Raw genomic sequence first — 21,269 nt, 5'->3', positions numbered from 1 at the left:
AAAACCTTCGATTTTCGGAAGGAAAAGGAGTATAATAAACAGATAGACTACATCTAAAACTAACCCTTTTAGTATGAAATAAATAACGAATAAGGAGAACAATAATGAAAATATTATTCGTGGCAGCTGAAGCGGCACCATTTGTAAAGGTTGGAGGACTAGGAGATGTTATAGGATCATTACCTAAAGCACTTCAAGATGAAAATGTAGAAGCAAGGGTAGTACTGCCTTTGTATTCTTCAATAGATAGACAAAAGTATGATTTAAAATATAAACAACATATATTTATTAATTTAGGATGGAGAACAGTTTATTGTGGAATTTTTGAAACGCAAGTAAATGGAGTAACTTATTATTTTATCGATAACGAACAATATTTTAATAGAGATAGTGTATATGGTCAAGATGATGATGGTGAAAGATTTGCATTCTTTTCAAAAGCTGCATTAGAAATATTACCTCATATTGATTATAAACCAGATATAGTTAATGCTAATGACTGGCATGCAGCTTTATCTGTAATTTACTTAGATGATATTAAGTCAAGAGGAGAAGGTTTTTATCAAAATATTAAAAGTGTAATATCTATCCATAATATTGAATTCCAAGGAAAGTTCAATCCTTATGAAATGGGTAATCTTTTTGGATTAGATAATAAATATTTTGATGCTCTTATATACAAAGGTGATTTAAACCTATTGAAAGGTGCTATTCAATTGGCTGATAGAATAAATACGGTAAGTGAAACTTATGCACATGAAATACTAGATCCATATTTCTCATATGGTTTAGATGATATACTAAGAATAGAGCAAGGAAAACTTCACGGCATAATTAATGGTTTGGATATTGATAAGTTTAATTCAAAAACTGATAAAAACATTTATAAGAACTTTGATGTTAAAACATTAAAAAATAAAGTAGAGAACAAATTAAAATTCCAAGAAGATTTAGCGTTAGAAGTAAATGAAAATATCCCTATGATTGGAATGGTTACTAGATTAACTCACCAAAAAGGAATTGACTTAGTTCTTCATGTAGCTGATGAAATCTTAAAAACAGGTGCTCAACTTGTGATTTTAGGAACAGGTGATCGTCATTATGAAGATGCACTTCGTTCGTTAGAATATCGTCGTCATGATAAAGTAAGAAGTTTAATTATGTTCTCATCAGAAGTATCATCAAAAGTATATAGCTCTTGTGATATGTTCTTGATGCCATCTAAAACTGAACCATGTGGTTTATCTCAACTTATTTCAATGAGATACGCTACTATACCGATTGTTCACAGAGTTGGTGGGTTAAGAGATACAGTTGAACCATTCGATGGAAAAACAGGAACAGGATTTACATTTGAAAGTTTCGATGCATATGATATGTTAGATGCGGTTTATAGAGCAACGTATTGTTATTATCAAGAACGTCATATTTGGAATAAAATTATGAAGAATGCAATTCAACAAGATGTAAGTTGGAAAAAATCAGCACTACAATATATAAATATGTACAGTGAAATCGTCTAACGAGATGGATTATAGGAGAGATTAATGAAACAACAAGAGTTAGAACACAGAATAGAAAAATATTTAAAAAGACAATTTGGGATCACAATAAAAACAGCGAGTAAACGTCAAGTTTATGAAGCGTTAATGAGCACTGTTAGAGAAAAATTATCTGAGAAAAAATTTGCGTATGAACAAGAATTAAAGAAAACAAAGCAAAAACGTGCTTACTACATGTCAATGGAGTTTCTTGTAGGTAGAACTTTAAGAAACAATTTATTTAATCTTGGAGTCGAAAAAGAAATCAAAGAATATCTTTCTGACAATAACTTCGATTTAGATGAAATTTATGATATCGAACCAGATCCAGGATTAGGGAATGGTGGTCTTGGACGTCTTGCTTCATGTTATTTAGATGCTTTAACAAGTAGTGATTATCCAGTAACAGGTTTTTCTATTCTTTATGAATATGGAATCTTCAAGCAGGTTATTAACAATGGTTGGCAACAGGAGTTCCCAGATTATTGGTTAGATTTAGGGAAATATGGTCTTGTTTATAGAAATGACGAGGAAATTGAGGTTAGGTTCTATGGACATGTTGAAGAAAAAATGACAGAAAATGGATTCACTGTAGAACACAAAGATTATACTTCAATTCAAGCTGAACCATATGATTTATTAATTTCAGGATATAAAACAAAAACTGTAAATACATTACGTTTATGGGAAGCAAAAGCAAAAACAGGATTTAATATGAAACTGTTTGAACGCGGAGAATATTCAAAATCTTCAGAAGCAGAAGCAATAGCTTCATCAATTTCTAAATTATTATATCCAGCAGATAGCACAAATGAAGGTAAAGAATTACGTATTAAACAACAATACTTCTTTATTAGTGCTTCATTGCAACAATTAGTAAAAAATCATTATAATGAATTTGGAACATTAGAAAACTTAAGTGAACACGTTGCATTACATATTAATGATACTCACCCAGCGATGGGAGTTCCAGAATTAATGAGATTATTGCTTGATGAATATGGTTATTCTTGGGATAAGGCTTGGGAAATTACAATTAAAACTTTTGCCTACACTAACCACACAATTATGGCGGAAGCGTTAGAAAAATGGTCTGTAGATTTATTTAAACCATTATTACCACGTATTTACTCAATTATTGAAGAAATTAATAAACGATTCTGTCAATGGGTAATTGATCAAGGTAAAGATTATACATTAGCAGAAACAGCAATTATTTATGATAATCAAATAAGAATGGCTAATTTATCAATAGTAGGAAGTCATAATGTTAACGGAGTATCGAAATTACATAGTGACATTCTTGTTGAATCAACATTTAGAGCATTTAACGAATTATATCCAACTAAATTTGGAAATGTAACTAACGGTATAGCTCATCGTAGATGGTTAGGACAGGCAAACCCTGAACTAGCATCATATCTGAAAGAATTAATCGGTGATGACTTCGTTAAAGATTTATCTAAAATCAGTAAATTAAATGATTATAAAAATGACAAAAAAGTTGTTGATAAACTTCTAGAAATTAAAAAAATTAAAAAAGAACAACTTGCTACTTACATTCAAAATACAACAGGTATAACTGTAAATCCAGAGTCTATCTTTGATGTACAAGTTAAGAGACTTCATGAATATAAACGTCAATTACTGAATGCATTACACATCGTATATTTATATAGAGAGATTAAATATAATGGATTACGTCCAGTACCTAGAACATTTATTTTTGCTGCAAAAGCATCGTCAGGATACCAAATGGCTAAAAATATTATTAAATTTATCCACTCAATCTCTCAAATGATTGAATGTGATGAATTAGTGCGTGAATACATAAAAGTTGTATTTTTACCAGATTACAAAGTAACACTAGCAGAAAAAATAATTCCAGCGGCTGACATTAGTGAACAAATTTCACAAGCTGGAAAAGAGGCAAGTGGAACAGGAAATATGAAACTAATGCTAAATGGAGCTTTAACATTAGGAACACTTGATGGAGCTAATGTAGAGATTCATGAAGCGGTAGGAGATGACAATATCTTTATCTTCGGTTTAGAAACTCCAGAAGTAGATGCGTTATATGCTCATGGATATAAACCTTGGGAATACTACAATAATTCAGTAAAAATTAAAGAAACATTAGATTTCATTAGAACTATGACTGTAGGTGGTATGAACTTCAACTTTATCGTAGACTACTTATTAACTCAAGATAACTATATGTGTCTAGCTGACTTTGAAAGTTATATTACAGCTCAAGAAAAAGTTGCTGAAACTTATCAAGATAAAGAAAAATGGGGACAAATGAGTTTAGTAAATACTGCTAATGCTGGTATCTTCTCTGCAGATAGATCTGTAGCTGAATATGCTAAAGATATTTGGAACATAAAAAAAGTAAAATAAAATATTAATATAAAGGGCGACCTAATAGGAAAATTTTCCTTAGGTTGCTCTTATTTTTATTAGACTATAAAATAATCACTCAAAAATAAGTGGAATATTATTTAAATTTAGATATAAAGTATATATAAACGTACCATTCTCATAGATAAAATACGATTAATATGATAAAATTAAAAGGAAAGACTGTGTAAATTTTAAAATTAATATTTATTTTGAAATGCACACTTAGTAAATAAAAAAGAGGTAACTATGGCAAAAGAAAGAGCAGATGTCCTTTGCGTAAGTCAAGGATTATTTGAATCAAGAGAAAAAGCAAAACGAGCTATTATGGCTGGTATAGTTTATAATGATAATATTAGAATTGATAAAGCAGGGGAGAAGGTTGAATCAACTGCGGAACTTAGAATTAAAGGTAAACAGATGCCTTATGTTAGTCGCGGAGGACTTAAACTAGAAAAAGCGATTAATGAGTTGAACTTTGATGTGAAAGACAAAGTAATGATTGATATTGGTTCATCAACTGGAGGATTTACAGACTGCGCATTACAAAACGGAGCGAAGTTTGTATATGCATTGGACGTTGGTACTAATCAACTTGTGTGGAAACTACGCAATGATGAACGTGTAAAAGTAATGGAACAAACTAACTTCAGACATTCCGTTAAAGAAGATTTTGATGTCTATGAAATTGATATTGCTTCAATTGATGTTTCATTTATATCACTATCATTAATACTCCCAAATCTTGCTGAAATAATAAAAGATGGTGGAGAAGTTTGCGCACTTGTAAAACCTCAATTTGAAGCTGGAAAAGATAAGGTAGGAAAAGGTGGAATTGTTCGAGATAAAAAAGTTCAATTAGAAGTCGTAGAAAAAGTATTGCTATTAGCAAATAGTGTTGGATTTAGTATGACAAATCTATCTTATTCTCCAATAACAGGTGGAGAAGGGAATATTGAATTCTTAATGCTTCTAAAATATAATGCAGATAAAGAAGTGGAAAATAGTAAAATCAATATAGAGCATATTGTAAATAATGCTCATAATCACTTTAAATAGAGGAGGAGCCGATGTTAATTCAGTTAAATATTAAGCAATTTGGAATAATTGAAAAAGCTACTATAGAACTTAAAAATGGTTTAACTGTCTTAAGTGGAGAAACTGGTGCAGGGAAATCAATGATTCTAGCGGCAATTTCACAACTGTCTGGTCAAAGAACATCGACGTCTTATATTCGTTATGGTGAAGAGAAGGCGAGTGTTGAAGGTGTATTTGATTTTCCTAAGAGTAAAGAAGTTAAGAGAATTTTTAATGAACTTGATTTAGATCTTGAAGATGAGGTTATTGTAGTTCGTCGTGATATTTACAGCAGTGGAAAGAGTGTGTGTAGAATTAACGGAACAATAGTTAATCTATCTACGTTAAAAAAAGTAGCTGCTCATTTATTAGATATTCATGAACAACACGATAATCAAGTATTATTAGTAGAAAAAAATCACCTGAATTTGGTAGATTCATTTAATAGAGAAAAAATTCAACCTGCATATTTAAAATATAAAGAAAAATTTAAAGAATACCAAGTAATCAAAGAAAAAATCGATAATTTAAAACAACAAGAAAGTGATGTTCTTCAAAAAGTGGATTTCTTAAAATTCCAGTATAAAGAATTAAGTCAGATGAAACTTAAAATAGACGAAGATTTAGATCTTGAAAAGGATATCGATTACTTAGAGAACTTCGAAAAGGTAAATACCCTTGCTCATAGTATTACAGACGGTATTGATGGTGAGTATGGAGTAATATCAAAACTTGCAGAAATTAGATCTAATCTAGGAGAGCTAAGTAGGTATAATTCTAACTTTGAAGAAAAATATGAAGAGATTACAAATTTATACTATATTCTTGATGATTTAAAATATGAAGTTTCTAGTTATACAGATGTAATTGAATATGATGAGGAAAAATTAGATCGTTTGATTTTTAGATTAGATAAAATAAAAACATTAGAGAAAAAATACTCTAAGCCACTTAATGATCTTATTACCTTTACAGAAACGATTAAAGAAGAATTAGATGAGTTGGAAAACTATGAAGAGAACTTTGAAAACTACTTAGAGGAAAGTAAAAAAATCGAAGAAGAACTGACGACTCTAGCCGAAGAGTTAAGTTCAATAAGAAAAGAGACAGCGCTAAAACTAGAAAAACTTATTCAAGATGAGTTGAAATTCTTATACATGGAAAAGAGTACTATTAAAGTTGATTTCAAAGAAAAAGAATTTTCAACAACAGGAAAAGACGATGTTAAGATTTTAATTAGTGCGAATTTAGGAGAACCTTTAAAATCCTTATCTAAAGTTGCTTCAGGTGGGGAACTTTCAAGGGTAATGTTAGCTCTGAAAATAATTTTCTCAAGAAGCATAGAAGCTACTTCGATAATATTTGATGAAATTGATACTGGAGTAAGTGGAAGAGTGTCGCAAAGGATGGCTGAAAAAATGTATCAACTTGGTGTAGGTTCGCAAGTACTTTGTATTTCGCACTTACCTCAAACCACAGCCTTAGCAGATACAAATTTACTAATCAGTAAAGAAATAATAGATAAGAGAACATTAACTGTAATTAGAGAACTATCAGAAGAAGAGAAGATTGCTGAAGTAGCAAGAATGGTGTCAGGAGACACTATGACAAAACTTTCTGAAGAACACTCTATCGAAATGTTAAGACTAGCAGAAAAAACTAAAGCAGATATAAAAGCGAAACTAAACAAATAGTTACAAAAAATACCAAAAAGGTATAGGAGGAACATGACAAAAGAAGGAAAAATTTTAAAAGCGCTTAGTGGATTTTATTATGTAAATTGTTCTGGAGAAATCGTTACGTGTCGTGCACGAGGAAATTTCAGAAATGAGAATATCACACCATTAGTAGGTGATGATGTAAAAATTCAAATGAGTGATAATAATACAGGATATGTAGTAGAAATTTTAGAAAGAAAAAATGAATTACTAAGACCTAAGGTTGCGAATATAGATTATAGTATTATTGTAGTATCTGTTAAAGATCCTGAGTTTTCAAGTAAGCTACTAAATAAAACAATTTGTTTAAATGAAAATAGTGATGTAGATATTATTATCATTTTTACTAAGTTAGATTTATTAAAAGATGATGAACTAGAAAAGATGAAAGAAATAATGAATTATTATTATGAAATAGGATATCAAGTATTTACGAATTCTGAAGAAGATATCGATAAATTAAAAGAAGTTATTTCTAATAAGTATGTAGCGATATCTGGTCAATCAGGTGCAGGAAAATCTACATTTATTAATAAACTAGCAGAACACCTTGATATCGAAACAGGAGAAATTTCGAAACATTTAGGACGTGGACGACACACGACTAGACATACGGAATTTTATCAAATTGATGATTTTTATATCGCAGATACACCAGGTTTTTCTTCACTTGATATTACATTTATTGAAAAAGAAGATTTACAATACTTATTTAGAGAGTTTCATGACTATGATTGTAAATTTAAACCATGTAATCACATGGAGGAAATTCAATGTGGTGTCAAAGAAGCGGTAGAAAGTAAACAAATATTAGAAAGTCGCTATGAAGATTATAAAGTTTTATTTACAGAAAAACAAAATCAAAAAAGAAAATATATAAAGGAGAGATAAGATGAAGAAAATTTTACCTTCAATTTTATCAGCAGATTTTGCTAATTTAGAAAGAGATATTAAAGAATTAGAAAATATAGGAATTGATATGTTTCATATAGATGTAATGGATGGGAATTTCGTTCCTAACATTTCTTTTGGATTTCCAATAATTGAAGCAATCCGACCTAAAACAGACAAAGTTTTTGATTGTCATCTAATGATTGCTAATCCAGAAAATTATGTAGAACAATTTTGTAAAGTTGGTTGCGATATGGTTTCTTTTCATATAGAAGCTACAAATCATGCAGACAGATTAATACAAGTAATCAAGAATAATGGAAAAAAAGCTGGTATAGTATTAAATCCTCAAACACCATTTGAAAGTATTAAATACTTATTACCAAAAGTAGATTATGTTCTAATTATGACTGTTAATCCAGGGTTTGGTGGTCAGAAGTTCATTCCAGAAATGCTTGAGAAAATTGAAGAATTAGCTAAGATAAGAGAAGAAAAAAATTATAACTTCTTAATAGAAGTAGATGGTGGAATAAATGTAGAAACATCGAAAGCTTGTAGAGATAAAGGTGCAGACTTATTAGTTTGTGGATCATTTTTATTTGGAGCAAGCGATAAAGAAAAAACATTAGGTGAGTTGTTAAAATAATGAATACAAAAAAAATAAGCATAATGTTAGGTGGGGTATTTCCAGAAGAATTACCTTTATCTGACTTATGGTGTGGAGTAGATAGAGGAGCATTGTACTTACTTGATAAGGGTATAAATCCATTATTAAGTTGCGGAGATTTTGATTCAATAAACTCTGAACAAAGAAAAGAAGTTGAACAAAAATCTAAGTACTTTAGAGTAAAACATAGTGAAGATTTAACTGATGCTGACTTTGCTTTAGAAAATATACTAGAACTATTTGATTCAGTAGAAGAAATAGATATATATGGAGCAACAGGCAGAAGACTTGATCACTTCTTTGGAAATATTTTACTTCTAAATAATGAAAAATATAACAATGTTAAAGTAAAAATTATTGATGATAATAATATAATAACTATAGCACATAGTGGACAAAATATTTTTGAAAAAATTGAAGGGTATAAGTATTTCTCAATAGTTCCAATTTATGAGAATACGAAGATGTCTATAAAAAATTCTAAATATGAAGTAGAAAATTTAGTCTTGACTTTAAATCGTCCTAATGCAACGAGTAACGAATTTGCTAATGAAAAAGCTATTGAGTTGGAAGTAAGTTCAAATGTATTAGTAATATATTCTAAAGATTAGAAGGAGAAATTATGATTGAGATAATACAGTTTATGATAATAGCAGTTTTAGCAGGATTTCTAGGCTCTTTAGTAGGACTTGGTGGTGGAATTATTATTACACCAGCATTAACAATCTTATTTGGAATAGATATTAAATATGCAATAGGTGCAAGTATCATTGCGGTAATTGCGACAAGTAGTGGTTCAGCAATAGCATTTGTGAAAGATCATGTGAGTAATATGAGAGTTGGTATGCTTTTAGAAGTTTTCACTACAGCAGGAGGAGTTGTAGGAGCCCTTATGGCAGGAATATTCTCTTCTAAGTTGCTATATATCTTTTTCTCGTTAATTCTGTTGAATTCTTTTTATGGTATGTTGAAGAAAACAGGATTAATAACTAAGGTGAAAAAAGAAGAAAAAGTAGAAAATGATAAATATGCTGATCGATATAAATTAAATTCAACATATTATGATAAAGCAACAGGTAAAACCGTAGCATATAATGTTACTAATGTTCCTCAAGGATCACTAGTAATGTTTGGAGCAGGTTTTGCTAGTGGATTGCTTGGAATTGGTAGTGGAGCGTTCAAAGTTGTTGCATTAGATAGTTATATGAAACTTCCTATAAAAGTAAGTACAGCTACGAGTAACTTTATGATGGGTGTTACAGCAACAGCAAGTGCTTTAATTTACTTCTTTAATGGGACAATAAATCCAGCAATCGCAGCTCCTATAGCTATAGGAACTTTAATAGGTTCTAGAACTGGAGCAAAGGTAATGCAAAGATTAGATGCAAAATATATAAGATATATATTCCTACCGATCTTATTATTTACCATAGTTAATATGTTCTTAAAAGGGGTGGGGGTGCTTTAATATGGAAAAGAAAAAAGATATAAATATCGTTATTTCTAATATTTTAAAGACTGGAGTATTCATTAGTTCATTCTTTATTATAACAGGTATAGTGCTTAGCTTTATATATGGAGTGGATGGTGTACTAACTATTGAAAGATATACTTTCTCAGAAATGCTAAAAGGTTTAACTACATTAAATTATCATTCGTATTTAATGTTTGGTATCTTTTTGTTAATATTAACTCCAGTACTGAGAATCTTTGGGTTACTTTATGTTTATATTGAAGAAAAAGATTTCAGATTCGTAAGAATTTGTATATTAGTTTTAATAATATTAATCGTTAGTCTAATGTTGGGAGTAACTCACAATTAAAATAAGAAAAAAATTTAAAAATATAAAGTATAATAATGCGATAATATTGATTTTATTGTAATTTGTGAACAAAATGTGAACGAAAAATGGTAAAAAGTAGGAAAAGTGCTACTTTTTATCATTTTTGTTTTGCTATAATAAAGACTATGTTATACAATAATAATATAAATATTTGCACTAAATATAATTTAATATTTTTAAAGGAGGTATATCTATGTTGGATCCACTATTACTTGCTAGGATACAATTCGCAGCGACAACAGTGTTCCACTTCTTCTTTGTACCAATTACTATTGGTATGGTGTTCTTAATCGCGATTTTTGAAAGCATTTATGTTAAAACTGGCGATGAACATTACAAAAGAATTACGAAGTTCTTTGGTCACTTATTCCTAATTAACTTCGCTGTTGGGGTTGTTACAGGTATCCTACAAGAGTTCCAATTTGGTATGAACTGGTCTGAATATTCTTCATTCGTAGGGGATGTTTTTGGACCTTCACTTGCGATAGAAGCATTACTTGCATTCTATCTTGAGTCTACATTTATCGGTATTTGGATTTTCTCTTGGGAGAAAATTAACAAAAAATTACACGCAATGTGTATTTGGTTAGTAAGTATCGGAACACTTATGTCAGCGTTCTGGATTTTATCAGCTAACTCATTCATGCAACACCCAGTTGGTGTTAAATACGTTGAGAACAACGTAATTGGTAAAAAAGCAGAGATGATTGACTTCTTAGCAATCATTAAAAACCCATATTTATGGAACCAATTCCCTCACGTAGTAACAATGGCGTTAACTGTAGGAGCATTTACAATTGCAGGTATTGCATCTTGGAAAATGGTTCGTAAACAAGAAGTTGCAGTGTTTAGAAAAGCATTTAAAGTATCTATCGTAGCTGCTTTAATCGGTTCATTAGGATTGTTTTGGACTGGACATTCTCAAATGCAATACTTAGTAAGAGAATATCCTATGAAAGTTGCAGCTGCTGAGGCTCTGTATGAAGATACAGGAAATTCAGCACCATTCTCAGTTTTAGCAACAATTGATCAAAAACAACAGAAAGCAGAACATTACCTTGAAGTTCCAGGTATGTTAAGTTTCTTAGCATATGATAAATTTGAAGGAAGCCTTAAAGGTATGAAAACTCTTCAAAAAGAAATGGATGAGAAATACTATCCAGTAGTCGGAAAACACATCGATTACACACCAGACGTACCAACAATTTATTACTCATTTAGAGTTATGTCTGGTTCAGTTGGTATCTTAATCTTAATGTCGTTACTTGGTACTATATATGCATTCAAGAGAACTGAAATTAAAAAACGTTGGTTCTTACAACTTATGCCATGGACTTTACTAGTAGCTGAAGTTGCTACTGCTTGTGGTTGGATTATGGCAGAGATGGGTCGTCAACCTTTCTTAATCTTCGGAGTGATGGCTACTGAATCTGGAGTTTCTCCAAACTCAGCATCATCAGTATTGTTCTCACTATTAGTATTCTGTGTACTATACACAATTTTAGGTATTGCACAATTTGTAGCGTTCAGATATACAATGAACAAAAAAGAAACAACTGTGAAGGAGGTAGCATAGTATGGATTGGTCAGTAGCTTTACCAAATATATGGTTCTTACTTATTACAATACTATTTACAGGGTTCTTCGTGTTAGAAGGATATGACTTCGGAGTTGGGGTACTAGCTCAAGTACTAGGTAAAACTGATGAAGATAAACGTGTTTACTTCAATACAATTGGTCCTTTCTGGGATGCAAACGAAGTTTGGTTATTAACAGGTGGTGGAGCGATGTTCGCAGCGTTTCCTATCTGGTATGGTAAATTATTCAGTGGATACTACATCGCATTTGTATTAATGCTTATAGCGTTAATCCTACGAGGCGTATCATTTGAATTTAGAGGTAAATTAGGAGATAATAGAGCTTGGATTAAATCATTCGATATAGCAATGTTTGTTGGTAGCTTACTTCCTCCAGTATTATGGGGAGTTGCAGTAGCTAACTTCATGACAGGAGCAAACCTAGACGATAAGAAAAACTTAGTTGACGGTTTCTTAGGATTATTATCACCATTTACTATTCTTGGTGGAATTATGATGTTACTTCTTATGTTAGTTCACGGAGCACAATTCTTAGCTCTTAAAACTACAGGAGAATTAAGAAATGCAGCTCGTGCTACATCAGCATTATTATTCCCATTCGCTGCAGTAGTAACATTAGTATTCGCAATTTGGGCATTATTTAAAACAGATATTTTCACAACAAACTACTATGTTGGTTTAGTATTAGCATTAGTAGCGGTAGCATTATTCGTGTTATCATTTGTTTTAAACTTTAAAGGTCGTGACTTAGGTGCATTCTTAAGTACATCTGGAACTTTAGCGTTCCTAACTCTAAGTGTCTTCGCTGGTATGTTCCCACGTGCTATTATAAACAGCAATGATGTTAGTCAGTCACTATTTATTTATGATGCTGCTAGTGGAGTATACACACTAAGACTTATGACAATAGTTGCATTATTCCTATTGCCATTCGTTTTAGGATACCAAGTTTGGTCATATTCTATTTTTAGAAAACGACTAACTAAAGAAGATGAATTGGAGTATTAGTCAATGAAAAAAAAGGAAGCAAAATTAAAACTTCCTGTTAAAAAAAGTCTTACATTGACACTATTAATATTATCAATATTCGAAGCAGCTTGTATAATTATACAGGCTGCTTTTTTATCAAAAGCTATAGTAGGGTTATTTGATAAAAATTATGATAATGTTGTTAGAGATAGTGTTCTTTTTTTAATAGGTTTTATATTTAGGATAGTATTTTTACATTTACAACAATATTTCACAGAAAACCATGCGATCAAGTTCGAAAAAGAACTTAGAAAAAAACTTCTAAGAAGTTATTTTGATTTAGGCCCTGATTTTACTTCAAGAGAAGGATCAGGAAAATTAGTAACTTTAGCAATTGATGGTATTGGAAAAGTAAAACAGTATTTTGAATTGAATGTATCCAAACAAATTCGTGGAGCAATCATACCAACCTTAGTAGTTATTTTTATATTTTATACAGATTATGTATCTGCATTAATGATTATATCTGTAATCCCAGTTATCGTTATTTTTATGATACTGCTAGGAATTAATGCTAGAGATATGGCAAATAGACAGTATAAAAAATATAGAGCTCTGTCTAATAACTTTATTGATACAATTCGAGGAGTGGAAACACTTAAATTCTTAGGAGTAAGTAAAAATTACTTACCGATAATGGAGAAGAAAAATAGAGAATATCGTCAAAGTACAATGAAAACACTAAGTGTGGCATTTTTAAATAGCTTCGCATTAGATTTCTTAACAACTATAGCAATTGCACTTTTAGCGGTTAGATTAGGTATATTATTATTAGATGGTAGTACAGTACTATTGCCATCATTAACGGTGTTATTAATAGCACCTGAATTTTTCCTGCCGATGAAACAAGCTGCAACAGATTATCACGCAACACTCGATGGTCAAATGGCTTATGAAGATATTAACAGAATGATAATTGATAATGAGAAAAATAAATCTGAGAAATCTTCTATTGAGAGTGTGGATAGTATTGAACTAAAAAATATAGGTTTAATAAAAGACGAGAAGAAAATTCTTGATAATATAACTTTATCTATAAACAAAGGTGAAAAAATTTGTCTTGTAGGACAAAGTGGGAGTGGTAAAACTTCATTAATCTCAATATTATCTGGATTTAATGAACAAAGTGAAGGTGAAATATTAATTAATGACGAAGTTACAAATCTAAAAAATGTACACTGGTCAAATAATATTTCGTATATTTCACAGTTTCCATATATATTCCCTGATACAATTCGTAATAACATTTTATTCTATACTGATGAAAATGTTAGTGAAGAGTACTTAAAAGAAATTAGTAAATTAGTAGGATTAGATAAATTAATTTCAACTCTTCCACAAGGATTTGATACTAACATTGGTGAAGGTGGACAAGAGCTAAGTGGTGGACAAGCACAACGTATAGCAATTGCTAGAGCTTTAATAAGTAATAGAGAAATAATTATTCTAGATGAACCTACTAGTCACCTGGATATTGAAACAGAGTTCGAAATTAAAGAAAAACTGCTAGAGTTATTTAAAGGTAGAACAGTTATTATAGCTACACATAGACTACACTGGTTAAATAATGTAGATTATGTGTTAAATCTAGAACAAGGAAGGGTTAGTGATTTCGAGAAAGTCGTAGAATTTAAAAATTCACCTCGATTTGATCAGTTAAAAGCTAATCTAGTAGGAGGTAGCTATAGTGAAAAATAATTCAATAGTAAGAAAAGAACTTAAAAAGAATAAAGCTGTCATGAGTGGAATAATCTTCTTAGGATTAATGTCAGTTATTAGTGGAGCAGCGTTAATGTATGTATCAGGCTTCTTAATTAGTAAAGCTTCATTACGTATAGGAAATATCCTAATGTTACAAGTTCCAACTGTATTAACTAGAACTTTCTCGCTAGCGCAATCAACATTTGCTTATATTCAAAGATTAGTAAGTCATAACTTAGTATTAGGAATAATTGAAAAAATGCGTAGTAGAGTGTACAGAATTTTAGAACCTAAAGCATTAAAACTTAAGAAAGAATATAAATCTGGAGATTTACTTGGTATTATTTCAGAAGATATTGAAAATATGCAAAATATTTACTTAAAAACAATCTTCCCAAGTATAATCTCATTAGTATTGTATGTAATATTTATTACAGTTATGTTTGGATATGATATGAATTATGCAATCTTAGCATCTTTATTCGGATTATTTATAATATTTGTAGTTCCATTTGTGTCATTAACAATCACACGAAAAAACTTCCAAATTATGAAAGAAGCTAAATATAATTTATATCGTGATTTTACTAGTGCAATTTTTGGATTAAGTGACTGGATTTCTTCTAATAAAGTAAATGAATTTATGGATGATTATCAAGTAAAAGAAGAAAAACTGCTAAAACGTGAAAGAAAAATTAAAACATTCGTTCACTTAAGAGAAAACTTTGTAAACCTACTTGCTGGTGCTACAGCATTCTTAATGATTTATAGCTGTTGGAATATGTCGATAAATAATGTTATCGAAAATGTATATATTGCATCATTTTGTATGATGGTATTATCTGTTCTTAGTGTTGCTGTAATGACGAGTGAAGCTGTTGCTCATATACCAGGTTACGAAGTATCGATCAATCGTGTTAAAGAATTTTACGATCAAGAAGACGATGAACAAATCGAAGTAACTGATGCGAAAAATTCTGATGGTAATATTATTGATGTCAAAAATTTATCTTTTGAATATGAGGAAGGTAAAACAATATTAAACAACTTATCACTATCAATTAAGAAAGGTGAGAAAGTAGCGATATTGGGAAGAAGTGGTGTAGGTAAATCTACATTAGTAAAACTATTAACTGGGACATATACTGACTATAAAGGAGAAATAGTTGTACTAGATAAAAAACCAACAGAAAAAATGTTAGGTACAGAAATTTCACTATTAAACCAGAAACCATATTTATTTGATATGACTATTAGAGAAAATTTAAAACTTGCTCTTTTAGATGCAGGTGTAGAAGATTCTGAAATTGAAAATAAAATTAATGATAGTTTAGAAAAAGCACAATTATCTAAATTGCTTCAAAGTTTACCAGACGGAATAGATACTAATGTATTCGAAACCGGAAGTAGATTTTCAGGTGGAGAACGTCAACGTATCGCTTTTGCTAGAAGTATAATTCAAAATAATGAATTACTACTATTAGATGAGCCAACTGTTGGGTTAGATCCAAAAACTGAACATGAATTATTAACTACAATTTTTGAATCTAGTAAAGATAAAACAATCGTATGGATTACCCATCATTTAAACTCTATCGAATATATGGATAGAATAATCTTCATTAAAGATGGAGAAATAGAAATGGATGGAGCTCATAGTGAGCTATACGCAACAAATGATAAGTATAGAAAACTATATGATATGGATAATATAGCGTAACATAAAACAAAGTAATGTTTAAAAAAACTTGTAACAAAAAAATAGAGTTATAGAGAATTAATTTTTCTCTAACTCTATTTTTTTTATAGACAAATTAAGTAATTCTTTAATAAAAGCTCAATAGTTTCTAAAGAACGAAGTATTTTACATTGTATTATACTATTGACTTTAAAGTGGATATTTGATAAAATATGAATGAATAAAAATAAAAATTCATTCATTGAACAAGAGGTGATTATAATGGATAAAAAAAAGATTTTAAAAGAAGCGGCATATCAGGTATTTTCTAAAAAAGGGTACAAAGCAACGTCAATTTCAGAAATAACAAAACATGCAAAAATGGCAGTAGGTTCTTTCTATAACTTTTATGATAGTAAAGAAACAATTTTTTTAGATACCTATATAGAAGAAAATAATCGTATTCGACAACTGATGATAAACAATATCGATTGGGAAGGTGATGTAGTTAAGCTAACAGAACAACTTTTTGGTCAATCAAGAAGTTTAATATCAACTAATAAGATTTTATCAGAGTGGTACAATCCTGCTATTTCTAGTGAATTACACAACTATTATTCATCAGAAGAAGGTAAGGCATCTAATCAATTCTATAAATTTTTAGTTGAAAATTTTACTAATCGATTGCAAACAGAAGGGTATTCTCAAGAAAAGATTCAAGAGATTTTGAAAATTTATACTCTTTTTAACTATATAGATATGAACGTTACGGAAAAAGATATTCCTAATGTTAGTGAAACAACAGAAAGATTAGCAATTTATTTTGTAAAAGGATTATTTAATGGGGAGCAACAAAAGTTCTAAATTCACATGAGAACACATAGATAGTGGCTTATTGATATTTATTTTCGCTTTATAAATGCTTTTAGATATCTAATAAACTAATGCGGCAAGTGACTCGACAAAATCGTGTTTCTTAAGAAATTTCGATATATGAGTCACTATCTTTTAAAACAAAAATGAATGAATTTTAGAAAATATTCATTATAAAAAATTGTATTTTAAATAGAGTTATAAATTTGGGTAATATTACTGTATCTTATGCTACATCATATTAACTATAATTTTAAGAAAGAGGAAGAAAATGAAAAGAGGTAGAAAAATGTTAACTATTATTTTTATTATAGCGGCGATTCTGGTAGTAATAATGTCTGGAATATTCGTATTTCTTGGACGTAGTCAAACTATATCTGTGAAATCAATAGATAATGTAAGTGATAATCTTTATGTGTTTCGATTTGAAAAGCCAAATAATATGAGTTGGAATGCAGGTTCATATATAAAAGTTACAGTTCCTAATATTGAAGATAAAAAGGAAAATAACCGTTGGCTTACTATTGCATCTAATCCAGATGAAAATGAGATTGTTCTTTTGACTCGAAATAGTGGAAGTAAGTTTAAACAAGAACTAACTAATTTAAAAATTGGTGAAAAAGTTGACGTTAGTTGGTTAGATAAAAACTTAGAGGTTGTAAATGGTCAAGAACCTATTGTGTGTTTTGCATCTGATGTTGGTATTGCAGCGATTAGACCAATTATTAAAGAATGGAGTTCTAAACGTTCGATTATACTAAATCATTTAGATAATAGGGTAAAGGTCTTTAATAAAGAGTTGACAGAGTTATCTAATAAAGGACAAGATTTTACTTATGAAACTAGTGGAAGTATAGAACAAAGTCAAGATAAACTTAAAAAGGTAGTAGATAAGTATGGAAATAGAGCAATATATCTTTTATCAGGCAAACCTGATGATGTTGAGACTATGAAAAATTTTCTAGAATCCGCTGGAATAAGTAAGGAAAAAATAAAAATGGATAGTTTTAAAGGATTAAAATAACGTTTTTGATATGAAGCTCTTTTATTGAACAAATCAGTAAAAGAGCTTCATATCTTTTTCATTATAAATTTAATATGTTTTGATATCTATTTATAAGATTAAAAGACTATTCCAAAATTTTTGTATTTTCATTGAAACTTTCTTTTTTAATATTCATTTATATTTATGTTATAATAAGAGAGTTAATGTAAAATTAAATGAGTCTAAAAAATAGGACACAAAATTGATTTTACAATGAATAATAAAATTTGATTGTATAGAAACATTGAGGTAATATATGCAAAAGAAAAACAAAATAGTAATACAAGGAGCAAGAGAAAATAATCTAAAAAATATAGATTTAGAAATTCCACGTGATCAGTTTGTTGTTATTACTGGATTAAGTGGTAGTGGTAAAAGTTCGCTTGCATTTGATACTATATATGCAGAAGGACAACGTAGATATGTAGAAAGTCTTAGCGCCTATGCGAGACAATTCCTTGGTAATTTAGAAAAACCAGATGTTGATCTTATAGAAGGTTTATCACCAGCTATATCAATAAATCAAAAAACAACATCGAAAAATCCAAGGTCGACAGTTGCGACAGTAACGGAAATCTACGATTACTTACGTTTGCTTTATGCAAGAATAGGAGAAATTTATTGTCCAAATCATCATGAGAAGATAGAAAGTAGTTCAATAAGTCAAATCGTAGATGCGATTATGCAGATGCCAGAACGTAGCAGAATACAAATCGTGGCACCTATCATAAAAGATAAAAAAGGTACACACAAAAAATTAATAGATAAATTAATTAAAGACGGATACATTCGATTCAAAATAGATGGAGAGCTATATGAAGTGGGTGATCTTCCAGAATTAGATAAAAATAAAAAACACTCTATTAGCGTAATTATTGATAGAATAGTAATCAAAGAAGGAATTGAAACTCGTTTAGCAGATTCGTTAGAAACATCATTAAATCTATCTAACAATGATTTAGTAGAAGTAGATGATGTGAAAGAAGAAACTACTCAGTTATTTTCAACAAAATATAGCTGTAAACATTGTGATTTCACATTAGGTGATTTAGAACCACGTATCTTTTCATTTAACAATCCTCAAGGAGCATGTCCTGAGTGTGATGGATTAGGAATGCATGAAACCGTTGATATTAATAAAATAATTGATAAAGATTTATCAATAAATGAAGGTGCAATTTTAGTTTATAATAATGCAACATCTACATACTATCCAAGTCTAATAAAATGCGCATGTGAGCACTTCGGAATAGATATGGATACTCCGTTTAAAGATTTGAAAAATGAACAACAACAAATTATATTATACGGAAACGATCAAGAAGAAATTACTCATAAGTATATTAATGATGAAGGTATTATGCGTACACGCATAGTATATTTTGAAGGTGTAGCGAATAACATCCTTAGACGTTACAAATCAGGAATGACTAGAGCGACGAGAGAAGCTATGGCTAAGTATATTAAAGAGGATTCATGTCGTAGCTGTAAAGGTCAACGTTTAAAACCGGAGATATTATCGGTTTACGTTGCTGGAAAAAACATCGCAGAAATTTGTGAGATGTCTATTAAAGATAGCTATGAATTTTTCCAAAATATAAAATTAAGTGAAAAAGATTATGCTATCGCAAAATTAGTACTTAAAGAAATTAAAGCAAGATTACAATTTTTAAATGATGTAGGACTAGATTATCTAACATTAGATAGATCTTCAGGAACATTGTCAGGAGGAGAAGCTCAACGTATTCGCTTAGCGACCCAAATTGGTTCGAAACTGATGGGAGTTACATACATACTAGATGAGCCGTCAATTGGTTTACATCAAAGAGATAATGAAAAACTAATTAATACTATGTTATCTATGAGAGATTTAGGGAATACAGTATTAGTAGTTGAACATGATGAAGATACAATGATGGCTTGTGACTATATTGTTGACATTGGTCCTAAGGCTGGTGAACATGGTGGTCAAGTAGTAGCGGTTGGAACACCAGAAGAAATTATGGCTAATGAAAATTCTATAACTGGAGCATATTTATCAGGACGTAAAAAAATACCAGTGCCGACTGAAAGAAGAAAAGGTAATGGAGAAAATATAGTCATTAAAAAAGCTAGAAAGAATAATTTGAAAGACGTTAATGTGAAGTTCCCACTTGGTAAATTCATTGGAGTTACAGGAGTATCAGGAAGTGGAAAATCAACTCTAGTTAATGAGATATTATTTAATTCTGTAAAAAATGTTCTTAATAAAGAAGAAATTGATACAACGGTAGTAAAATCGGTAGAAGGAATTGATGGTAATATTGATAAAATTATTGATATAGACCAAAGTCCTATCGGAAGAACCCCACGAAGTAATCCAGCAACTTATACTGGCGTATTCGATGATATACGAGATTTATACGCTAGTACAAATGAAGCAAAACTACGAGGATACAAAAAAGGTCGTTTTAGCTTTAATGTAAAAGGTGGTCGTTGTGAAGCTTGTAGTGGAGATGGAATATTAAAAATAGAAATGCACTTCTTACCAGATGTTTACGTACCGTGTGAAGTATGTAAAGGAAAACGATACAATAGAGAGACTTTAGAAGTTAAATATAAAGGTAAGAGTATAAGTGATGTACTCGATATGACGATAAAAGAAGCATACGAGTTTTTCGAAAATATTCCAAAGATAAAAAATAAATTGGAAACCCTTGTTCATGTCGGTTTAGATTATATACGATTAGGACAAAGTGCGACAACATTATCAGGGGGAGAAGCTCAAAGGGTAAAACTAGCGAGTGAACTTTACAAGAAATCAACTGGAAAAACATTATATATTCTAGATGAACCGACAACAGGTTTACATATTGATGATATTAGTCGATTAATTAAAATAATTGATAAGTTAGTTGATGGTGGGAATACTGTTGTAGTTATTGAACATAATCTAGATGTTATTAAATGTTGTGATCACCTAATAGATCTTGGTCCAGAAGGTGGAGTAGGAGGAGGAACAATTCTAGCAGAATGTACTCCAGAAAAACTAATAAAAAATAATGAAAGTTATACAGGAAAGTTTCTGAAAAAACTTTTAAAATAAAATAAATACATTAAATAAAATAAGTCTAAAATAAATTAATATTAGAAAAATATTTTAAATATTTTTATCTTATGGAAACCTTTTACTAATAAGGTTTTGAATTAAAATACACAAAACAAACA

General features: G+C 30.0%; 16 protein-coding genes. All 16 read left to right on the top strand.

Annotated elements, in window-relative coordinates; translation table 11 throughout:
- Positions 1–104: 104 nt before the first annotated feature.
- Positions 105–1,523 carry a glycogen synthase GlgA gene (glgA, locus tag PNO30_RS02265; protein ID WP_271964716.1) on the top strand — a complete coding sequence of 473 codons (1,419 nt, stop codon included), beginning with the start codon at positions 105–107 and terminating at the stop codon, positions 1,521–1,523.
- Between the two features lie 24 nt (positions 1,524–1,547).
- Positions 1,548–3,941, top strand: a complete 2,394-nt coding sequence (locus PNO30_RS02260) for a glycogen/starch/alpha-glucan phosphorylase (protein ID WP_271987010.1) — start codon at positions 1,548–1,550, stop codon at positions 3,939–3,941.
- A 249-nt stretch (positions 3,942–4,190) separates the two neighbouring features.
- Positions 4,191–5,000, top strand: a complete 810-nt coding sequence (locus PNO30_RS02255) for a TlyA family RNA methyltransferase (protein ID WP_102169630.1) — start codon at positions 4,191–4,193, stop codon at positions 4,998–5,000.
- Positions 5,001–5,011: 11 nt separating this feature from the next.
- Positions 5,012–6,712: a DNA repair protein RecN gene (recN, locus tag PNO30_RS02250; protein ID WP_271987009.1), complete on the top strand. Its 1,701-nt coding sequence runs from the start codon at positions 5,012–5,014 to the stop codon at positions 6,710–6,712.
- 33 nt (positions 6,713–6,745) lie between these two features.
- Positions 6,746–7,627, top strand: coding sequence for a ribosome small subunit-dependent GTPase A (gene rsgA / locus PNO30_RS02245; protein ID WP_271964713.1), 882 nt, complete (start codon positions 6,746–6,748; stop codon positions 7,625–7,627).
- A 1-nt stretch (position 7,628) separates the two neighbouring features.
- The gene (rpe, locus tag PNO30_RS02240) at positions 7,629–8,273 is read left to right on the top strand and encodes a ribulose-phosphate 3-epimerase (protein WP_271964712.1); all 645 of its coding nucleotides are present in this window, start codon (positions 7,629–7,631) and stop codon (positions 8,271–8,273) included.
- The gene (locus PNO30_RS02235; RefSeq protein ID WP_271964711.1) at positions 8,273–8,905 is read left to right on the top strand and encodes a thiamine diphosphokinase; all 633 of its coding nucleotides are present in this window, start codon (positions 8,273–8,275) and stop codon (positions 8,903–8,905) included. Before rpe ends, PNO30_RS02235 begins: the two co-directional genes overlap by 1 nt.
- 11 nt (positions 8,906–8,916) lie before the next feature.
- Positions 8,917–9,762: a sulfite exporter TauE/SafE family protein gene (locus PNO30_RS02230; RefSeq protein WP_271964710.1), complete on the top strand. Its 846-nt coding sequence runs from the start codon at positions 8,917–8,919 to the stop codon at positions 9,760–9,762.
- Position 9,763: 1 nt separating this feature from the next.
- Positions 9,764–10,117 (top strand): DUF1634 domain-containing protein, encoded by a 354-nt coding sequence (locus PNO30_RS02225; RefSeq protein WP_271964709.1) that lies wholly within the window; start codon positions 9,764–9,766, stop codon positions 10,115–10,117.
- A gap of 214 nt (positions 10,118–10,331) precedes the next feature.
- A complete protein-coding gene (locus PNO30_RS02220) occupies positions 10,332–11,714 on the top strand; it encodes a cytochrome ubiquinol oxidase subunit I (RefSeq protein ID WP_102169637.1) in 1,383 nt (460 codons plus the stop codon).
- 1 nt (position 11,715) lies between these two features.
- Positions 11,716–12,744: a cytochrome d ubiquinol oxidase subunit II gene (gene cydB / locus PNO30_RS02215; RefSeq protein ID WP_271964708.1), complete on the top strand. Its 1,029-nt coding sequence runs from the start codon at positions 11,716–11,718 to the stop codon at positions 12,742–12,744.
- A gap of 3 nt (positions 12,745–12,747) precedes the next feature.
- Complete coding sequence (gene cydD, locus PNO30_RS02210; protein ID WP_271987008.1) at positions 12,748–14,463, top strand: thiol reductant ABC exporter subunit CydD; 1,716 nt, start codon at positions 12,748–12,750, stop codon at positions 14,461–14,463.
- Complete coding sequence (gene cydC, locus PNO30_RS02205) at positions 14,453–16,186, top strand: thiol reductant ABC exporter subunit CydC (RefSeq protein WP_271987007.1); 1,734 nt, start codon at positions 14,453–14,455, stop codon at positions 16,184–16,186. The genes cydD and cydC overlap by 11 nt, the downstream gene beginning before the upstream one ends.
- Before the next feature lie 240 nt (positions 16,187–16,426).
- The gene (locus PNO30_RS02200) at positions 16,427–17,008 is read left to right on the top strand and encodes a TetR/AcrR family transcriptional regulator (RefSeq protein ID WP_271987006.1); all 582 of its coding nucleotides are present in this window, start codon (positions 16,427–16,429) and stop codon (positions 17,006–17,008) included.
- A 280-nt stretch (positions 17,009–17,288) separates the two neighbouring features.
- Positions 17,289–18,041 carry an FAD-dependent oxidoreductase gene (locus PNO30_RS02195; protein WP_271987005.1) on the top strand — a complete coding sequence of 251 codons (753 nt, stop codon included), beginning with the start codon at positions 17,289–17,291 and terminating at the stop codon, positions 18,039–18,041.
- 277 nt (positions 18,042–18,318) lie between these two features.
- Positions 18,319–21,147, top strand: a complete 2,829-nt coding sequence (uvrA, locus tag PNO30_RS02190; RefSeq protein WP_271987004.1) for an excinuclease ABC subunit UvrA — start codon at positions 18,319–18,321, stop codon at positions 21,145–21,147.
- Positions 21,148–21,269: the final 122 nt, after the last annotated feature.

This window comes from Gemella haemolysans, from assembly GCF_028308085.1.
GTDB classification, from domain to species: Bacteria; Bacillota; Bacilli; order Staphylococcales; family Gemellaceae; genus Gemella; species Gemella haemolysans_D.
This window is presented reverse-complemented; position numbering and strand designations above follow the sequence as displayed.

Excerpts from the sequence above, each read along its gene's own strand:
- glgA (WP_271964716.1), top strand. The coding sequence starts at position 105 with ATGAAAATATTATTCGTGGCAGCTGAAGCGGCACCATTTGTAAAGGTT.
- PNO30_RS02260 (WP_271987010.1), top strand. The coding sequence starts at position 1,548 with ATGAAACAACAAGAGTTAGAACACAGAATAGAAAAATATTTAAAAAGA.
- PNO30_RS02255 (WP_102169630.1), top strand. The coding sequence starts at position 4,191 with ATGGCAAAAGAAAGAGCAGATGTCCTTTGCGTAAGTCAAGGATTATTT.
- recN (WP_271987009.1), top strand. The coding sequence starts at position 5,012 with ATGTTAATTCAGTTAAATATTAAGCAATTTGGAATAATTGAAAAAGCT.
- rsgA (WP_271964713.1), top strand. The coding sequence starts at position 6,746 with ATGACAAAAGAAGGAAAAATTTTAAAAGCGCTTAGTGGATTTTATTAT.
- rpe (WP_271964712.1), top strand. The coding sequence starts at position 7,629 with ATGAAGAAAATTTTACCTTCAATTTTATCAGCAGATTTTGCTAATTTA.
- PNO30_RS02235 (WP_271964711.1), top strand. The coding sequence starts at position 8,273 with ATGAATACAAAAAAAATAAGCATAATGTTAGGTGGGGTATTTCCAGAA.
- PNO30_RS02230 (WP_271964710.1), top strand. The coding sequence starts at position 8,917 with ATGATTGAGATAATACAGTTTATGATAATAGCAGTTTTAGCAGGATTT.
- PNO30_RS02225 (WP_271964709.1), top strand. The coding sequence starts at position 9,764 with ATGGAAAAGAAAAAAGATATAAATATCGTTATTTCTAATATTTTAAAG.
- PNO30_RS02220 (WP_102169637.1), top strand. The coding sequence starts at position 10,332 with ATGTTGGATCCACTATTACTTGCTAGGATACAATTCGCAGCGACAACA.
- cydB (WP_271964708.1), top strand. The coding sequence starts at position 11,716 with ATGGATTGGTCAGTAGCTTTACCAAATATATGGTTCTTACTTATTACA.
- cydD (WP_271987008.1), top strand. The coding sequence starts at position 12,748 with ATGAAAAAAAAGGAAGCAAAATTAAAACTTCCTGTTAAAAAAAGTCTT.
- PNO30_RS02200 (WP_271987006.1), top strand. The coding sequence starts at position 16,427 with ATGGATAAAAAAAAGATTTTAAAAGAAGCGGCATATCAGGTATTTTCT.
- PNO30_RS02195 (WP_271987005.1), top strand. The coding sequence starts at position 17,289 with ATGAAAAGAGGTAGAAAAATGTTAACTATTATTTTTATTATAGCGGCG.
- uvrA (WP_271987004.1), top strand. The coding sequence starts at position 18,319 with ATGCAAAAGAAAAACAAAATAGTAATACAAGGAGCAAGAGAAAATAAT.